The sequence below is a fragment of the Microbacterium sp. E-13 genome (genome assembly GCF_049912955.1).
GTDB lineage: Bacteria > Actinomycetota > Actinomycetes > Actinomycetales > Microbacteriaceae > Microbacterium.
Genome location: NZ_CP183973.1, coordinates 887,112 through 903,721, shown reverse-complemented (window position 1 = coordinate 903,721; position 16,610 = coordinate 887,112). Strand labels below are relative to the sequence as shown.

At 66.7% G+C, this 16,610-nt stretch carries 19 protein-coding genes; 10 read left to right on the top strand and 9 right to left on the bottom strand.

The window, feature by feature from the left end; all coding sequences use genetic code 11:
- Positions 1-71 precede the first annotated feature (71 nt).
- Positions 72-599 carry a hypothetical protein gene (locus ACN9MP_RS04100; RefSeq protein ID WP_426324045.1) on the top strand — a complete coding sequence of 176 codons (528 nt, stop codon included), beginning with the start codon at positions 72-74 and terminating at the stop codon, positions 597-599.
- A 53-nt stretch (positions 600-652) separates the two neighbouring features.
- On the opposite strand, the gene ACN9MP_RS04095 is transcribed toward ACN9MP_RS04100, so the two are convergent.
- Entirely contained in the window at positions 653-1,027 is a 375-nt protein-coding gene (locus ACN9MP_RS04095; RefSeq protein WP_426324044.1) for a hypothetical protein, read from the bottom strand.
- A 210-nt stretch (positions 1,028-1,237) separates the two neighbouring features.
- Here ACN9MP_RS04095 and ACN9MP_RS04090 point away from each other — a divergent pair, with 210 nt between their 5' ends.
- Together ACN9MP_RS04090 and ACN9MP_RS04085 are read left to right on the top strand one after the other, a co-directional pair.
- Positions 1,238-1,426, top strand: a complete 189-nt coding sequence (locus ACN9MP_RS04090) for a hypothetical protein (RefSeq protein ID WP_426324043.1) — start codon at positions 1,238-1,240, stop codon at positions 1,424-1,426.
- Between the two features lie 50 nt (positions 1,427-1,476).
- Positions 1,477-2,151 carry a hypothetical protein gene (locus ACN9MP_RS04085; protein WP_426324042.1) on the top strand — a complete coding sequence of 225 codons (675 nt, stop codon included), beginning with the start codon at positions 1,477-1,479 and terminating at the stop codon, positions 2,149-2,151.
- A 280-nt stretch (positions 2,152-2,431) separates the two neighbouring features.
- On the opposite strand, the gene ACN9MP_RS04080 is transcribed toward ACN9MP_RS04085, so the two are convergent.
- The 6 genes from ACN9MP_RS04080 to ACN9MP_RS04055 form a co-directional block, all read right to left on the bottom strand.
- Positions 2,432-3,160 (bottom strand): class II aldolase/adducin family protein, encoded by a 729-nt coding sequence (locus ACN9MP_RS04080; protein WP_426324041.1) that lies wholly within the window; start codon positions 3,158-3,160, stop codon positions 2,432-2,434.
- Positions 3,157-4,497: an NtaA/DmoA family FMN-dependent monooxygenase gene (locus ACN9MP_RS04075; RefSeq protein ID WP_426324040.1), complete on the bottom strand. Its 1,341-nt coding sequence runs from the start codon at positions 4,495-4,497 to the stop codon at positions 3,157-3,159. Before ACN9MP_RS04075 ends, ACN9MP_RS04080 begins: the two co-directional genes overlap by 4 nt.
- On the bottom strand, positions 4,494-5,465 hold the full coding sequence (locus ACN9MP_RS04070; protein ID WP_426324039.1) for an ABC transporter ATP-binding protein: 972 nt from the start codon (positions 5,463-5,465) through the stop codon (positions 4,494-4,496). The genes ACN9MP_RS04075 and ACN9MP_RS04070 overlap by 4 nt, the downstream gene beginning before the upstream one ends.
- Positions 5,462-6,571 (bottom strand): FecCD family ABC transporter permease, encoded by a 1,110-nt coding sequence (locus tag ACN9MP_RS04065; RefSeq protein WP_426324038.1) that lies wholly within the window; start codon positions 6,569-6,571, stop codon positions 5,462-5,464. The genes ACN9MP_RS04070 and ACN9MP_RS04065 overlap by 4 nt, the downstream gene beginning before the upstream one ends.
- Positions 6,572-6,617: 46 nt before the next feature.
- Positions 6,618-7,745 carry an ABC transporter substrate-binding protein gene (locus tag ACN9MP_RS04060; protein ID WP_426324037.1) on the bottom strand — a complete coding sequence of 376 codons (1,128 nt, stop codon included), beginning with the start codon at positions 7,743-7,745 and terminating at the stop codon, positions 6,618-6,620.
- 324 nt (positions 7,746-8,069) lie between these two features.
- Positions 8,070-8,915 (bottom strand): LysR family transcriptional regulator, encoded by an 846-nt coding sequence (locus tag ACN9MP_RS04055; RefSeq protein WP_426324036.1) that lies wholly within the window; start codon positions 8,913-8,915, stop codon positions 8,070-8,072.
- A 240-nt stretch (positions 8,916-9,155) separates the two neighbouring features.
- Between ACN9MP_RS04055 and ACN9MP_RS04050 the strand changes: the two genes are divergently transcribed.
- The 4 genes from ACN9MP_RS04050 to ACN9MP_RS04035 all read left to right on the top strand — a co-directional run bounded on the left by ACN9MP_RS04050 (position 9,156) and on the right by ACN9MP_RS04035 (position 12,458).
- Complete coding sequence (locus ACN9MP_RS04050) at positions 9,156-10,613, top strand: LamG-like jellyroll fold domain-containing protein (protein WP_426324035.1); 1,458 nt, start codon at positions 9,156-9,158, stop codon at positions 10,611-10,613.
- Between the two features lie 464 nt (positions 10,614-11,077).
- Positions 11,078-11,506, top strand: a complete 429-nt coding sequence (locus tag ACN9MP_RS04045; protein ID WP_426324034.1) for a VOC family protein — start codon at positions 11,078-11,080, stop codon at positions 11,504-11,506.
- A 329-nt stretch (positions 11,507-11,835) separates the two neighbouring features.
- The gene (locus tag ACN9MP_RS04040; RefSeq protein ID WP_426324033.1) at positions 11,836-12,057 is read left to right on the top strand and encodes a type II toxin-antitoxin system VapB family antitoxin; all 222 of its coding nucleotides are present in this window, start codon (positions 11,836-11,838) and stop codon (positions 12,055-12,057) included.
- A complete protein-coding gene (locus ACN9MP_RS04035; protein ID WP_426324032.1) occupies positions 12,054-12,458 on the top strand; it encodes a PIN domain-containing protein in 405 nt (134 codons plus the stop codon). The genes ACN9MP_RS04040 and ACN9MP_RS04035 overlap by 4 nt, the downstream gene beginning before the upstream one ends.
- On the opposite strand, the gene ACN9MP_RS04030 is transcribed toward ACN9MP_RS04035, so the two are convergent.
- Positions 12,455-13,036, bottom strand: coding sequence for a recombinase family protein (locus tag ACN9MP_RS04030; RefSeq protein ID WP_426324031.1), 582 nt, complete (start codon positions 13,034-13,036; stop codon positions 12,455-12,457). The genes ACN9MP_RS04035 and ACN9MP_RS04030 overlap by 4 nt on opposite strands.
- A 142-nt stretch (positions 13,037-13,178) precedes the next feature.
- Between ACN9MP_RS04030 and ACN9MP_RS04025 the strand changes: the two genes are divergently transcribed.
- Together ACN9MP_RS04025 and ACN9MP_RS04020 are read left to right on the top strand one after the other, a co-directional pair.
- Positions 13,179-13,511, top strand: coding sequence for an ArsR/SmtB family transcription factor (locus tag ACN9MP_RS04025; RefSeq protein ID WP_426324030.1), 333 nt, complete (start codon positions 13,179-13,181; stop codon positions 13,509-13,511).
- Positions 13,508-14,158 (top strand): cation diffusion facilitator family transporter, encoded by a 651-nt coding sequence (locus ACN9MP_RS04020; RefSeq protein ID WP_426326193.1) that lies wholly within the window; start codon positions 13,508-13,510, stop codon positions 14,156-14,158. Before ACN9MP_RS04025 ends, ACN9MP_RS04020 begins: the two co-directional genes overlap by 4 nt.
- A 98-nt stretch (positions 14,159-14,256) precedes the next feature.
- On the opposite strand, the gene ACN9MP_RS04015 is transcribed toward ACN9MP_RS04020, so the two are convergent.
- The gene (locus ACN9MP_RS04015; RefSeq protein ID WP_426324029.1) at positions 14,257-14,958 is read right to left on the bottom strand and encodes an SDR family NAD(P)-dependent oxidoreductase; all 702 of its coding nucleotides are present in this window, start codon (positions 14,956-14,958) and stop codon (positions 14,257-14,259) included.
- A gap of 719 nt (positions 14,959-15,677) precedes the next feature.
- Between ACN9MP_RS04015 and ACN9MP_RS04010 the strand changes: the two genes are divergently transcribed.
- Complete coding sequence (locus ACN9MP_RS04010; protein ID WP_426324028.1) at positions 15,678-16,532, top strand: TRADD-N-associated membrane domain-containing protein; 855 nt, start codon at positions 15,678-15,680, stop codon at positions 16,530-16,532.
- The last annotated feature ends 78 nt before the right edge of the window (positions 16,533-16,610 follow it).

Below are 16,610 nucleotides of genomic sequence, written 5' to 3'. Positions count from 1 at the left end.
GCCGCCGAGAGTCGGTACCACGGTGATACCGACGCGGTCGTGAATGGAGACATGAGGAGGAAGGACCCGTCATGACTCAGTCACCAGCGGCTGCTGAAGAAGCCACGAAGAGGGACCTGGGCAAGCGCCGCGCGAAGCAAATCCTGCCGTGGGCCATCGCCGCGGTCACGACGCTGATCGCGGTGATCGTGGCCGTCCTGCTCATCGTCAATGAGGCGGGCGATCCACGGCCGGTGGCCCAGCTCCCGCGAGACGACTCTGTGGAAGGGTCGTTCGCAGTCGATGAGGATGTGAAGTTCTTCGGCCTGACGGCCGCGGACTTCGTCGCTCACGGCTCCTACGGCGTGCTGGAGCTCTGGAGCGCCACGACGTCGGAGCCTCAGGACTCGCGTTGCCTCGCGATCGTGTCGGAGAATCGCGTCTCGGTGTTCAGGTGCTCTGCGCCGACCATCGATACGATCGCCGACTTTCCCAGCATCGATTCCAACGTCGTCCCCGCTGCGCCCACTGGCGAACCGACCTCGTATCTGCGGTTCGTCCTCCACGACGACGTGGTGGACGTGTATCTGGCACCCAACCCGGATGGCGGCTATTACTGAACGACGCGGCTGTTGCGAGCCGCGTCGATGAGATGCGCTCCACCGGAGGGCCGTTAGACCGCGGAAAGACTCAGCAACAACATGGCGGTGCATGCTGCAAGCAGCCCGACGTACGCAAGCGTTGGACCGAGCAGCCGTCTGTCTCCATACCGTCGATGGATGACAGCGTCGATGAGTTGGGTCACCGCGATCCCCGCTGTGATGGCTACGAGGTAGGCCGGGCACCGCCACCAATAGGCGACGACCACGAGCAACAAGAACGCTACGCATCGCGACCCGAGGTAGAGCAGGAGCGCGCGATCAGCGTTCCCGAGACCGGGGCGTCGCAGTTGCGGTCGGATGTAGGCCACGACCGTGAATACCGGGCTCGCGGCTGCGAGCGTAGCGACCGCCAGATACCAGGCGAAGCTCGACGTGCTGAGTCCCATGCTGCGACCTTAACTTGGGCACCGGATACGACCGCTCAACTTGCCACTGTGCCAGACGGCTGGTCCGTGTTTGCCAAGCTCGGCCTCACCGATCCCGCCAGGGAGGATCGGCCCGGCTACCACCTCGGTCGCGCGGAGACAACCACCCGCGCGGGCCGGCGTCGCCGACGTACGGTCTTGTCACTGCCGCCACCGACTGTAGGAGGAGCGATGACAGATTCACGCGACAACCAGTTCGCAGACGCGAATGAGGGCGAGAACGACAATGGCCCGGACGAGAACGGTGGCCTCGGCCACGACGGGACCATCCCGGCCGACCGCGACGGAGTCGCGGCCGGCTATACAGGTGAGCCTTCGACCTTCGAACCGGAAGAGGACGAGTCCGTGCCCGACGCGTGATTCGACCCCGGATCTTTCGACTGGCCGCGATCGAAAACATGCTTCGACGCATGGAGAACCAGGACGACAGTACGAAGCAGTTCTACCTTTACCGCGTCGCCCTTCGGCTCACGCCAGGGCGCATTAACACCGGCTACCGCGACGAGAACCACGCCGTCGCGTCGGACATCAGCGTGGCGGAGATCAGTGACGCCGGACTCGATGCAGTCCGCTATCTCAACGTCCATGAAGCGATGGGTACGTTGTCCCTCGCCGTGGTGCCGAGCGCCATCGTCGCAGTGCAGTGCATCCGCATCCCCACGTCAGAAGTGATCATCGATGATCAGCCGGCGTCGGTGCGCGCAGCGGTCGAAGGCGTGAGGAACGCCACCCGCAAGCTTCGTATCGCCGAAGAGGCGCTCTCCTCGATCGAACCTCGTGTCCGAAGGATGATGACACTTGGTATGCGACCGGATCCGGACAGCGCTGCCAAGCGAATCGGCAAGCTCGAGCAGAAGTACTACCGGAGCTGGCACGACCTCCGGCAGCATCTCGCGAGCGAGTACCTGCCCAATGTCTCTGCTGTCATTCGCCGAGACTTCAACGATGCCGTCGCGGGGTGGCGTGACGAGAACGCGGAAGTCTTCGTGCAGCGATACCGGCGGCTCGCTTCGCTGTTGGAACGCCCGTCCCAAGCGATCGCGGACGTGTCGACTCATGCGTGGAGGTCCTTGGATGGCGCCTGAGATCCCCTGTCGTCGATCAGCCGAGATCATTGACGCCGGAATCCGCTAGCCGCGCGCAGCCTTCGGCGGCGCACGCGGCTCTACGCCGGCCTCAATCGCGACGCGCATGGCGTCCTGGGCTGACGCCAAGCTCAGCTGCCCGTGACAGCGAGCGTCCGCCTTCCAGAGTTCCGCGGATTCGCCGTGATCGGCTGGATGCGGACCGCCCCACATCGCTCCCGTACGACGCGGCGTGTCCTCGCGCTCGACAGGCTCGCTCTCCCGGGCCTTGTAGCGGCACCTAGAAGGGCGCCTCTGCCTGAACCAGCGAGAACGCCGGTTCGAAGTGGGCGGCGGCGACGTCCGGTGTGGCGCGCCATCTCGCGGCCTCGCGTTCGGGCAACGGTTCAGCATCGCGAAGTGCGAGGTTCGCCCCTGCGGCGCGTTCGGCCGCCCACAGCAGGAACGCGGCCTCACCCACGGATGAGCCCCACGTCACGAACCCGTGACCGCGCTGCAGGATGACGCGCGCCCCCGATCGCGCCAGTTCGACGTTGCTGGGGTCTTCCGACTGACCCCAGAGCCGGGCCGTCAGCCCCTGCAGACCCGTCACGAGTGCGGCGTCGGTATTGACCGCACGAAGCGGTTCCCCCAGCGAGGACCAGATGAATCCGCGCGGCGTGTGCAGGTGCACGACCACCGCCGCGTCGGCGACTTCGCGGTGCAGTGCGAGGTTGCCGGCGAAGCCGTTGATGGGGTGGCCGCCCGGGCTGTCGACGACGTCGCCCTCGCTGTCCACGAGCACGAACTCGGCCGGCGTCACGGCGCTGATCGACACGCCGAACGGATTGACCCAATAGTGTCCGGGAACCTCGTTCGCCCGCGCCGAGACGTGGCCGTTGAAGCCGAACTCATACCCGAGCCTGCCGAAATGGTGGAGGGCGGCGGCGAGCTCCCAGCGCGTGTCGCGCGGTCGGGTCAACACCGGTGCGGGAATCGAGAAGACGGAGCGGGATGTGGTGATGGTCATCGGACTGCCTCCAGAGCAGGGGTGAGGCCGAGGTTGCCTCGTAGGGTCGCGTGTTCGTACTCGGTGTGGAAGATGCCGCGGCGCTGGAGCTCAGGCACGAGGTGGTCGGTGACCGCCTCGAGGCCCCCGGGATAGTGCTGCACGAACGCGAGGATGTTGAAGCCGTCGGCGGCACCGCGCTCGTAGCGCTCCTGCAGCTGGTCGGCAATGCTCTCGACCGAGCCGATCGGGAACCAGTGTCCGGCGGCGCTCGCGTGGTACAGGATGACGTCGCGCACGGTACGGAGCCGACCGCTGCGGATGAGCCGCAGCAGCACGCCGTAGCGGGATCGGCGCCCCTGGACGGTTTCCTCTTCGGGAAGGAGGCTGAGCGGGACGGGCGCGTCGAGGTCGATCCCGTCGAAGTCGACGCCCGCGAACTGCCCGGCGAGCGACGCCCGCCCCTTCTCCCAGTCGAACTTCTCGTGCGCCTCGACCCAGAAGCGGTGCGCCTCTTCATCGGTGGAGCCGATGACCGGCGCCACGCCCGGGAGGATCTTGATATCGCCGTGCGCGCGCCCGGCGGCGATCGCCCGCCCCTTGATGTCGTCGTAGAGCTCGACCGAGGGCTCCAGTTCGACCAGGCCCGTCGTGAACACGACGTCCGCGTGGCGGGCGGCGAGACTACGCCCGGCCTCGGATGATCCGGCCTGCGCGATGATCGGGCGTCCCTGCGGGGAGCGGGGGACGTTGAGGGGTCCGCGCACCGAGAAGTGCTTCGAGACCCAGTCGATGCGGTGCACGCGTGCAGGATCGACGAGGATGCCTCGGTCCCGGTCGGCGACGATCGCGTCGGCGTCCCAGCTGTCCCAGAGCGCTTCGACCACGCCGGCGAACTCCTCGGCGATGGCGTAGCGGTCGTCGTGCGCCGGAAGCTCGCGCCCGAAGTTCGCTTCGCCCCACGCGGACGTGACGAGGTTCCATCCGGCTCTTCCCCGCGAGATGTGGTCGAGCGAGGCGATCTGCCGAGCCAGGTTGTACGGCTCGGTGAACGTCGTCGAGACCGATCCGACGAGTCCGATGCGCTCGGTGAACCCCGACAGCGCCGACAGCAGGGTGACCGGCTCGAGGCCGGGCTCCGGCGCGGTTTCGTTCACGGTGAGGCCGTCTGCCAGGAAGATGGTGTGGATCCTCGCCGCCTCTGCCAGTCGAGCCTGTTCGACGTAGCGGGTGATCGTCGTGAGCTGGTCGGGCTCGGTGGCGCCGTCGAACCAGGTGCGCCCGACTCCTCCCAGCAGCACACCCAGCACGAGGCCTTCGCCGCGCTCCGTCGGCCGGTCGCCCCATCTCTCCGTCATGCCCGTTCCCCTCTCCGCTCCTCAGTTGCCCATCCGCTGTCGTCGCTCCCAGAGCGGGGCGCCCCGGCCGGTGCCAGTTCGGCGCGCGAGAGCTGCAGCTCGTCCTCGAGCGCCCGATCGATGTCGCCGTCGGGCAGGGCGCCGTCGGTGAGGTCTTCGGAGCGACCTTGCGGCGCAGCATCCGTCGTCCCTTCCTCCGCCTCGGCCACCGGATGCACTTCGACGTATCCCTTGTAGAGCGAGAGCTCGACCTCGACGCCGTACACCTTCTCGATCAGCGCCGAGGAGTAGACGTCGACGGGCGCGCCGGCCGCCAGTACCCGGCCCTCGTGGAGGAAGACGACGCGATCGCAGAAGCGCGCAGCCTGGTTGAGGTCGTGGATCGCGACCACTGAGGCGACGCCGTTCTGCTTGGCGACCCGTCGCGCAAGCGCCAGGGTCTGCCACTGGAATCGGATGTCGAGAGCCGACGTCGGCTCGTCGAGGAGCAGGATCGTCGGGTCCTGAGCGATCGCCCGCGCGATGAGCACCCTCTGCGCTTGACCGCCCGACAGCTCGGTCACCCGCCGATCGACGAGCTCGTCGAGGCCCAGCAGGGAGATCGCCCGATCCACGTGACGCCAGTCCTCCGCGCGCGGCTTCGTTCCGAAGTACGGGGTGCGTCCGAGCAGGACGGCTTCGCGCACGTCGAGTGCATGCGTCTGCTGGATCGCCTGCGGAACGTAGGCGACGAGCTTGGCGAGCTCCCGCCGCGGAAGTCCTCCGAGGTCGACTGTGCCGTCCCACGAGAGGGTTCCGGCGTCGCCGGCGTTGATGCCGGCGATCGTCTTGATGAGTGTCGACTTGCCCGACCCGTTCGGTCCGAGCAGCCCGACGAGCTCGCCCCGGGAGACCGACAAGGACGCGCCGCGGAGCACGTGCAGCCGCCGGCCGTATCTGACGTCCAGGTCTTTCACTTCGAGGGTCATACGAGTGCCTTCCGACGTGTGAGGACGAGGTAGATGAAGATCGGCGCACCGATGATCGCGTCGATGATGCCGACGGGGATCACCGCCGGGCTGAGGAAGATCCGGCCGAGCGTGTCGGCGACGACGAGCAGGAGCGCCCCGATCGCGGCCGAGAACGGGAGCAGGAACCGGTGGTTGCCGCCGATGATCAGGCGGGCGATGTGGGGACCCACCAGACCGACGAACCCGATGATCCCGGTGAAGGCGATCGTGACGGCGGTGAGGATCGCGGCGATGATGATGAGGTGCAGGCGCACCTGCGTCACCGGCACTCCGAGGCTGCGCGCCGCATCGTCGCCGGCGAACGCGATCGCGTTGAGCGCGCCGGTGCGGTACTGCACGTACGGCAGCAGCACGACCAGCAGGATGAGCAGCGTCACCACCTGATACCACACGGCGCCGTTCACCGATCCCCAGGTCCAGCGCACGATCGCGGCCAGCACCTCGTCGTCGGTGAAGTACTGCAGACCGGCCGTGAGCGCGTTGAAGAGCTGGGTCAGCGCGATGCCGAGAAGGATCAGGGTCGTCGCGTCGAGCTGCTTGGTCGACGCGAGCGCGAGCACGATCGCGGTGTTGATGAGGGCGGCCGCCAGTGCGCCGAAGACGAGGGTGAACCCCGAGGAGGACGTCGTGCCGCCGAGGATGATGATCGACAGCGAGGCCCCGAAGGCTGCCGCCGGGGCGATGCCGAGCGTGTACGGGCTGACCAGCGGGTTGCGCAGCAGCCCCTGGAAGATGGTGCCGGCGACGGCGAGGGCAATTCCGCCGAGCACGGCGAGCGAGACCCGCGGCACGCGGAGCTCCCAGATGATCGTCTGCAGCTGCTGGTTCTCGGGCGACACCGTGCCGGTGAGGCGGCCCCACAACGTCTGCAGCACGTCGCCGACGCCGGCCCCGGCCGTTCCGGCGAGGATGCCGATGACGGATGCCACGACCACGGCAATCACGCCGCCCGCGACGATCGCGGACTTGAGGGCGTAACGGCGCGCCACGCGGTCGCGCGGGCTGACGTTCTCTGTCTCGACCTCGATTGAGGGTCGTTGTGCGGTGGTGGTCACTTCTCTCATTCCTGTCGGACGTGGGAGGCGGGCACTGCCGCCCGCCTCCCCGGTGTCACTGGCCGAGCTTGTAGACGTACTCCGACACGGATCGCGGCTCGACCCCCTGTGCCGTCAGCCAGCGGCCGAAGTACTCGTCCACGTCGACGTCCTCGAACCGCTCGGGGTACAGCCAGCTCGCCAGCGCCAGCGCGCCCACCTGCTTGCCCAGAGCGGAGTAGAAGAAGTTGTCGAAGACGTACACCTCGTCGCCCTGCACAGCGGTCGTCGCATCCCATCCCGGACGCGCGGCGATGGCTTCGGCCTGCCCCTCCAGATCGGAGGCTGACCATGGCTCGTAGCCTGACACCAGGCCGTCAACGCCGTTGTGCACGATGACGTCGGGGTTGCGTGCGATCACCTCGACGGGGTCGACCTCGTACTGGTGCACCGAGGCGCTGGAATCGTCGCCGACGTTCACGTCGCCGAAGAGGTTCTCGCCGCCGGCGAGCTCGATCGTGTCGTGCCAGCCGGAACCGGGCACCGAGGTGACGTACTCGGCGTTGTTCTCGAAGTACACCGACTTCGGGTCGTCGACTCCCTCTAGTGCGTCGTCGAGGGTGGTGTCTATGTCGTCGTAGAGGGACGCCAGCTCGGCGGCTCCGTCCTCCTTCCCGAAGATCTCGCCCAGCAGCGGCAGGTACTTGCGCAGCACGATCGGGTCCCACGTGGTCACCACGACCACGTCGATGCCGAACGGCTCCAGCTTCTCGACCGCCTCCTCCCATGGGCCGTTGCGGCGCATCAGGGCCACCTGGGCGCCCGACTCGACGATCGCCTCCCAGTTGGGCTCCTCGTAGTTGCCGACGACGGGAAGGTCAGCGAAGTCGGCGAAGTACTCCGCGTTCTCCTCGGTCGTCGTGGGGTCGGTGCTGCTCTCGATCGCGACGATCGAGTCGCCGGCGCCGATGCCGCGGACGATCTCGCTCTGGTACCAGAGGTCGGGGTACACGGCGGTGATCGGCACCGTCAGCTCTACCTCACGGCCGAGCTCATCGGTGATGGTTACGGTCTCAGGCGTCTTCTGAGGGGCGGGCGTGCTGGTCGCCGCCGATGCTGCGCTGCAGCCAGACAGCAACAGCACGGCTCCCGTCAGCAGCGCGATGGCGCGGGCCGGACGACGCCGGCGCGAGGTGGTGAGCATGTGAGGAGGTCCCTTTCGAGTGGTTCGGGTGGCGGGCGGTGCAAACCCGCCGGATGGGGAGCAACTCTTCTGGCGGTGGCCGGCGCGCGTCCAATAGCGGGAGCGAATCGATCTCGATCGGCGGATCGAATCGATCGACGGCGAACGCCGACAGTCGCGGAATCACGCGGAAGTCAGGGCGCGCCCGCCAGATACCCGGCGGGGCGCGGTATGAAGCCGCGTTACGCGTGCACTCGGCCGATGACGCTATGAGTCGCCCCGTGTCTCGGCGTCGCAGCCGGGCACGGGCACCACCTCGGGACGTCAGCGACGACGAGAAGGGACCTAGAAGGCCTCGGTCAGCACCGCCTGCGCGATGCCGGAAATCTCGGGGTCGAGGCCCGGTCGGGTTCGCAGCCGCACCGTGACGCGGCCCAGCTCAGGAAGGTCGTCGCGCAGCGCGACACCGGCGGGGACCGCTGTGCCCAGTGGGACCGCGGCCACTCCCCACCCGCCGCGCACAGCCGAGAGCACACCATGGATGCTCGGGGAGTCCGCGACACTGTGCACCGCCCAGCCAGCACCGACGAGGGCAGAAAGCGCACGCCGCCGAACCCCGGGAGCATCGCCGTATCCCACGAAAGGGATCGCGGAGTCACCCCGCGCTGCCCGATCCCACTGCGGCGAAGCGCACCAGCGAACCGCAAGTTGCCCCACCGCCGACCCGGGGACGAAGGAGCCGCTGTCGAAAACGATCGCGAGGTCCACGGCCCCGCGCTCCACCTCTTCCGCGATGACGTCCGAACGATCGATCCGGAGCCGGACCGACCGGCCAGATAGGTTCGCGCAAAGCGCATCCCTCAACCGAGTCAGGGGCTCGGCGGCGGTCGCGTCGGTCGAGCCGATAACCAGATCGTCGCGCGCCGAGACCCCCAGTTTGCGCAGAGCGTCGTCGTGGACCGCGAGGATCCGGCGCGCCTCGGCGACGAGACGCTCACCCGCCGCAGTGAACACAGAGATGCGCCCGGATTTCTCCACGACGGGCTCTCCGAGCACTCGCTCGAGCGCGCGCACGTGCTGGCTTACCGTCGGCTGACTGAGCCGGAGTGCTGCGGCCGCGCGACCGAACCCACCGGACTCGTCGATCTCGACGACGGTGCGCAAGTGGGCAAGGTCGAACGTGTCGGCCATGCGTCGATGGTAAAAACCTGGAGTCCCCATCGGAGCCCGCTCGCGTCACGCGGATTCATCAGGCGACACAGAATCTTCTTCATGTCCAGCTCCCGCTGATCGTTCCACTCCCGGATGTCGTCCCGCTGAAGCGACCATTACGTTCCCAGCCAACAAACGGCGACTGAAACCCGTCTCGGCGACACCTTCCCGTCTGGCTCCTCCCTTTCCCGGTGATGGCGCCCGCGGGACAATCACAGCATGGACGCGCCGCGGGGGTCGGCCGAGTTCGAGGAACCAGACGAATTGCAGCGCCTGCAAAAACGCGCGTACGGACGGGATGCGGACATCGCCGACGATGCGGCTGCTCAAGCTCGACTTTCCGAGTTGGAGGCCGCCCACCGTCGAGAACGGGCTCCCGGCGCCGATGCCACACCGGCGCTGCAAGCACCTGTCTCGGAGTCCGCCGCGGTCCCTGAGAATCTCGCAGGGTCGCCCCGTGCATCGAGCTCGGGCCCGGAGCCCGTCACCGAAACGTCCGCTCGGCCCGAAGCGGGGTCGGTCGCTTCCGAACCGATGGATCGAGGTCTTTCGGCACCGTGGTGGCGCCGCGGCCGCTTGCTGCCATGGGCCATCGCTGCGGCGGTGCTGGCCGCCGCCGCCGGTATCGGTGCCTTCTTCGTCGAAAACGCGAACCAGCCCGAGCCCGTCGCACACCTCACTCCGCAGGGCCAACCCGGACCTGCATCAATTCCTCCCGACGACGACATCCCGGTGACGTATGACCTGACAGTCGCGGACTTCGTCTCATATGGCTCCTACGGGCCGCTGCAGATATGGAGCACCACGGAGCTGGAGAACAAGCGGTGCCTCGCCGTGGTCATAGAGAATCACATCTCCGTGTTCGAGTGCACAGCACCCTCCACCGACACCATCGCCGATTACAACATCGAGCCCAACCTGATCCCGCCCGCACCGTCGGGGGAGCTGTCGCCATACGTCCGATTCGTGCTCCACGACGACGTCGTCGATGTGTACCGACCGATTGAGGAAGGCGAGTTCTACGGATCCACGCCGCGCGAAAGCCAGGCTCCGCGTCAGACAATCGTCACGGCTGACTACCGGTTCGAGAACTCGCTCGCCGACTCGGTCGGCGCCGCCATGGAACTTTCGATGATCGGTGACCGCGCCACCGAGTTCGTCGACGAGGAAGTGCTCGATCACTCGCGTCCGGTGCTGACGTTCGATCGGGGCAGCGGCCTCCGGCTCACCCCCGCATCCGTCGCGATGGGCAGCGAGTACACACTCGAGTTGCTGTTCCGCTTCGATCGACTCGATGGTTACGCCAAGATCGTCGACTTCAACAACGCCTCGGAGGATCCCGGCCTCTACGCCATGGACGGACGGCTGGAGTTCTGGCCGATTACCACCGGCGTCGGCACGGCGTTCGACGCCGACTCGTACGCCCACGTCGTGCTCACCAGAGACGCCACCGAAAACGTCGTCGCATATGTCGACGGGGTCAGGGAGCTGTCCTTCCACGACACAGGCAGGATCGCCGTGATCGGCGTCACCGACACGCTTCGGCTGTTCAGCGACGATACCGTCACGGCGAACGAGGACTCCGGCGGTGCTGTGTCCCGGATTCGGCTATACGACGGGCCGCTCAGCGCCAGCGACGTCGCCGCGCTCGCAGCCTGGTTGCCTCCACCGCCCTAACCGCAGCGCTGTTGAATCGATCCCGCGCCAGGAAGCGTCAGCGGACCGCTTCAGCAGAGCCGTGCTGGTCACCAACGCTCGCGAAGTGCTCGATCGAGGCTCGCCGAACGAGCTGAGGTGACGCGCTTCTTCGTCTCTCGGTAGATCGTCGCGCGTGAGACTCCGAACAGTTCGGCGATCTCCCGAGCAAGCACCCTGCCGCAGGGCGAGCGAGTCGGCTCTCTCCCGCTCTTGCAACCCCTTCGATCGCCAAACGGGCACCACGCGAAGCAGGAGCGGGGCGTAGCGACCCGGCACGGTCACGCCGACGATGTGATGCGCGCGCGGCGACGTCGCACACCTCTACCGCGGCCCCGGATGCGGGTTTACAATCCGGGGCGGGGGCCACGTTCGCGCGCCCGAATCGCCGATGCGCTGAGCTGGGCCGGCACGGGGATGACAACGCCTCCGGACTGGAAATCATCATGTTCGAGAATCTGATGGCGACGGCTGTCCTTCCGGCAGCGGACATCGATCGAGCGAAGGCCTGGTGGCACGACGTCCTCGGGCGCGACCCGGTCTACGCCGACAACGAAGGCGGCGCGCTGTTCTACGACGTCGGCGGCACCATGGTCATGGTCTACCGGACCGACTTCGCGGGTACGGCCCAGAACACCGCGTTCAATCTGGTGACCGACGACATCGACCGTGACACGACGGCGCTTCGCACGCGCGGGGTCGTCTTCCACGACTACGACATGCCTGGTCTGAAGACCGTCGACGGGATCGCCGAGCTCGGCGGGGAGCGCAGTGCGTGGTTCAGTGACAGCGAGGGCAACATCTTCGCGATCGGCCAGCCGACACCCGAGATGATGGAGATGGCGAGGAGGATGCGCGCCGATACAGCGAGCTGAACCCGAACCTGCACGACCGGCGCAACGGCCTCGTCCGCCGCCGCCCGGTTCAGTCGGGCGCGTATGTGATGTCACTGCGATCAGCGTCGTGGGATGCCCACGACGGGGACTTGGACCTCTAGTCGCGCACGTTGCGCGCCACGCGATTGTCACCGATCGACTGCTCGTGTTCCTCCGCTCGGTCGCGACCCTCACGGCCGCAGCGCTCGAACCTGCCCAGGGTCCGATGCCGCGGAGGAGCGACGGTCGTTGGCCTGCGCTCGTCCCGCGAATGCGAGGTCCCCGGCGAAAGGTCTATATACTGCTCTATACAAGCCGGAGGAGGGGTGATGACAGTCACGTCTATCGACATCGACCCGAACGAGCTGCGCCAGGCGAAGGAGCTCGCGGGCACGACCTCCAATCGCGAAACAGTGGACCTCGCCCTGCGCACTCTCATCGCCGTCCGTCGCCAGCCGGCAGCCGTCGAGCGGATCATCGCCCGGACGTTCGAGCCCGACCAGATCGACGCGCCCACGATCCCGCCGGCGACGGCGTTTACCGGCCCGTGACGATCTACCTCGTCGACAACAGCATCTGGCAGAAGGCCTCGACGAGCGAAGCGATTGCGGCAAGGCTCCGGGAGCTCTCGCCCACTCACCTGATCATCACCTGCCCGCCGCAAGTTCTCGAGTACTGCCGTTCGGCCCGGAGCGCGCAGGAGTACCAAGAACTCCGCGCGGACATGGAGCAGCTTCTGCCCGCATGGGAACACCCCAACGAGCAGCAAGCCCTGGACGTCCAGCAGGCGCTATGGGACACCGGGCTCATGCGCGCGGCAGCGGCGTTCGATTGCCTGATTGCGGCGTACGCGGTCGTCAACGACGCTGTCATCCTGAACTCCGACCAGGACTTCGGGTTCATCGAGATCGCCACGCGGGGCGCGGTCCGGCAGGAGTACGTGGAAGCCTAGAGTATTTCCGGCCCGACCCCATCCGCGGCCCTGTTGCGGGTGGGACCTGACCGCAGCCGCCGCCGCGAGCTGCGGGCCGTGTACTCACCGCGGTCCTGGACGTCGAACAAGAGCGTTCGCTGAGTCATCGACAACTTTGGCTGCTTGCCCCTCAAGTGACCCTTCGCACGCGCCACCGCCATCCCTTCTTTCGTGCGCATGCTGATCAAGTCGCGTTCGAACTCGGCGACCATGGCGAGCACGTTGAACAGCAGCCTCCCCACCGGGTCTGTGGGGTCGTACCTGCTCCCGCCGAGACTGAGCGCGACGCCTTTCGTTGTCAGTTCGTCGGCGATGTCGCGTGCGTCCCGCACTGATCGCGCGAGCCGGTCGAGTTTGGTGACCACGAGCGTGTCACCTTGCCGGACGGCGGCGAGGGCCTCCCGCAGTCCGGGCCTGGCCCGGTTCGTGCCGGTCAGCCCGTGATCGACGTAGATGTTCGAATCGAGGACTCCCAGCCGTAGCAGTGCGTCTCGCTGCGAGGTGAGGTCTTGATCCGCTGTCGAGACCCTGGCGTAGCCAATCAGTATTCCGTTCATGCCGCCGACGGTGACACCGCAAGAGCAGAGGCGCACCCAAGTTGGATCCTTATTCGGGCAGTGCGCGTTGATGGTCCGTCGTGTGCGGCTTCGGTGCGCGGTCGGCCGCGATTTAGTTCACGTTTTGCTGTACTGTTTCGGCATGGCGACCGCGACCGTGTCACACACCGCAGCGCTGGCCCGACTGGGGCACGCGTTGTCGGATTCCACCCGCGCCGGGGTACTGCTCGCGCTGCGCAACGGACCCGCGTTCCCATCGGATCTGGCAGAGGCCCTGGGGGTGTCGAGGCAGGTGATGTCCAATCAGCTGGCCTGCCTGCGCGGGTGCGGCTTGGTCGAGGCCGTGCCGGAGGGGCGTCACGCCTCGTACCGACTCGCCGATCCGAACCTCGCCCCGGCGCTGGGCGAGCTGCTCCAAGTGGTCTTGTCCGTCGAGCCGGACTGCTGCACGGGTGAGGGGTGTACCTGCGCATGAGTGCGATGACTCGCGCTCCCGACCGTCGACACCTGCTCGAACGGCGAATCCGATGGATCGTCGCCGCCACAATCGGATACAACCTGGTTGAAGCGTGTGTCGGGCTGACCGCGGGAACGATAGCGTCCTCGGGCGCGCTGATCGCGTTCGGCCTGGATTCCACAATCGAGGTGCTCTCTGCCGCCGCGGTCGCCTGGCAGTTCACCCGCCGAGATCCGGAACGTTGGGACAAGGGCACGCTGCGGGTCATCGCAGTCGCGTTCTTCGCGCTGGCCGGATACGTGATCGTCACCTCGCTACTCGCCCTGTTCGCCGGCGTCGCGCCCGAGCTCAGTCCGGTCGGTATCGTGATCACAGCGGTCAGTGTCGTCGTGATGCCCTTCCTGTCCTTCGCCGAGCGGCGCGCGGGACGTGAACTCGGCTCGGCGACCGCCGTCGCCGATTCCAAGCAGACCCTGATCTGCACCTACATGTCCGCGGCAGTGCTAGCTGGCCTGGTCCTCAACTCGGTTCTGGGCTGGTGGTGGGCCGACGCCATCGCCGGGCTCGTAATCGCCGGCTTCGCCATCCGTGAGGGCATCGAAGCGTGGCGCGGCGACGCCTGCGCGACGTCGGTCGGGATGATCCTCGAAAACGACGACCACTAGATTTCGGTCTGGATCACCAAGCGTGCGATGCACGTAAGGGGTTGCCCGTGGGCGGGTGTGGGCGAGCGTGGTCGGCGTCCCTCAGCGGACCTTGGACTTCACCAGCCGAGTGGGGCGCCGTCGCGGAGCAGCGAGTCTGAGGGCACAGGGCCATCGAGCGGCGTGAGAATGCTGCGCGCGCCATCGGCGACTGGGCGTGCGCCGAAGTCTTCCATGCCGGGGGACGTCGCAGTCAGTCCCGGCTCCGTCGCGAAGACCCGCACACCGTCGGGCGCGAGCTCGGCCGAGAGTCGATGCAGCAGCGCGTGGAACGCGGCTTTGGAGACCGCGTAGCTCGCGGCTCCGGGATTGACCGCCAGCCCGAACTGCGGATCGGAGTGCGATCCGGATCCGCTGCCTACTCCGATGATCATTCCGCGGGCGCGACGAAGGGCGGGCAGGGTCGCCAGCACAACGGCCCATGATCCGAAGAGATTGGTCTCGAGAACCTCCCTGGCTGACGTGAGGTCGGCAGACGTTGCCTTCTCGTCCCACGGAGAGAACCGAGCAGCGTTCAGAACAAGGAGGTCAAGCGGACGCCCTCGGAGGATCCCCTCCACCTGTGCGGGAACACCGGGAAAGTCGATGTCGAGCTCGGCTGTCTCGACGCCGCGGAAGTCCTCGAGGCCCAGTCGAGAGGGCTCGACCGTTTCGAGCCTTCGGGCGGTTGCGATCACCGCGAATCCGCGCTCTGCCAGTTGTCTGACGATCTCCCGGCCGAGCCCGCGCCCAGCGCCGGTCACCATTGCCAGCTGACTCATCCGTGGGCCCCCATCCTCGTCCCGACAACCCTTCGTTCACTGCTGACAGCCTCTTATCGCAGTAGGAAGGCCGCAATACCCCACCGCTGACACAGCCGCTGACGCCGAGGCCGAGGCCGCAACCGAGACCGAGGCCGAGGCCGCAACCGAGACCGAGACCGAGACCGAGACCGAGACCGAGACCGAGACCGAGACCGAGACCGAGACCGAGACGATGATCGATCCGACCGGGCTCAGGTCATTTTGCGGTCCGGGCGCAGGCTGGATCCGTAAACGGGCGATGCACGCACGCGGTCCATCGCGTGCGGACATGAGCGCGTGCGACAGGCATCCGCACACGGGCAGCGTTCGGAAGCGGTACCTCTTGTGCCTTCCTAGCGCATACGTGGGTACTCGGGAAAGCGTTAGGTGGCGCCCCCGCGTCTACCTTCACAGTTCGTTACGGCCGCCGAACGCGAAGTGCGTCACAAGACCCCTACTGGTGGGGAACCGGCGCTTGCGCTATTGTTCGTCCAAATCTTGGGTCTGTGCCTGGGGGGTAGGGCGCCATGTCGAGCGATGCTGCACTCACTTCTGTCAATCCGGCTGAGTCCGGGACACCTGTGCAGGTTCCACCACCCACCGCGACCGGCGATTCCGTGACGTCGACAGTACAGCCCGCTGCGGCTCCGGCAACTGATGTAATGCCTCCGTCGAGCGCCGGGAGTTCGATCGATCTCGTGGCGTCCGACGAGCAAGCCTGGCAGGAATCAGAAGAACGAAAGAAGGCGATCAGCAGCCGGAACAAGTGGGCGCTGATTGCCATCCCACTGGCGATCGTCGGAGTCGGAATCGTGGTGTGGTGGTTCGTTGACCCCACGGTGAACTACTGGCTCAGCTATCTCGGATGGCTCTTAGGCGGCTGGGGCATCGGCGCGTCCGTGACTCTTCCGTTTGCCGTGTCCAGTCGAAAAAAGGCGTACCTACAGCGGCGCAAGGACCTAAGAGAGTCCGCCGAAATAATCGGCGGACTCGCCGAAGCATCTTCGATCCCGACCATGGCTGATCTCCTTCAGTTGAACCGGCGAGAGATGCAGAAATATCATGACCTCACGACCGAACAGGCAACGGTCTCGTTTCGACACAGTCAACGAGCCATGATCGGGGGCTTTATCGTTGTCGTTGGCTGCATCATCATCGTCACCATTCCGGCCATCCCCACGGAAACGAAGCTCATTGTTGGAAGCGTCGGCGTAATCAGCACAATTCTGTCCGGGTACATCACGAACACCTTTCTGAAGTCGCACGCCGCGTCCGTCGCGCAATTGAACCGATTCTTCACACAGCCACTCATTAGCAGCTACCTGCTGACCGCCGAGCGCGTCGCGCTGCAACTCGAGCCACCCGAACGCACCCCCGCTCTGCAACTCGTGGTCGCGCAGGCGTTGCGCTCCGCAGGGTCCGAAAGCATCGCGCTCGGCGCGATCTATGAGGAGTCGACGCGCCGCGGCCACAAGAGCGACAACCGAAACGGCGGTGAGTCGTCGGCGCCGAGCCAGGTCGGGATCGCGGCGCCTGGAGCCGCGACACCGTAGCCGCGGGTACCTAGAGGTACACGAATCGGACTGGCCTTCGTCAGCCGTCAGACCGGAACCGCATGCGCGCCACGAACG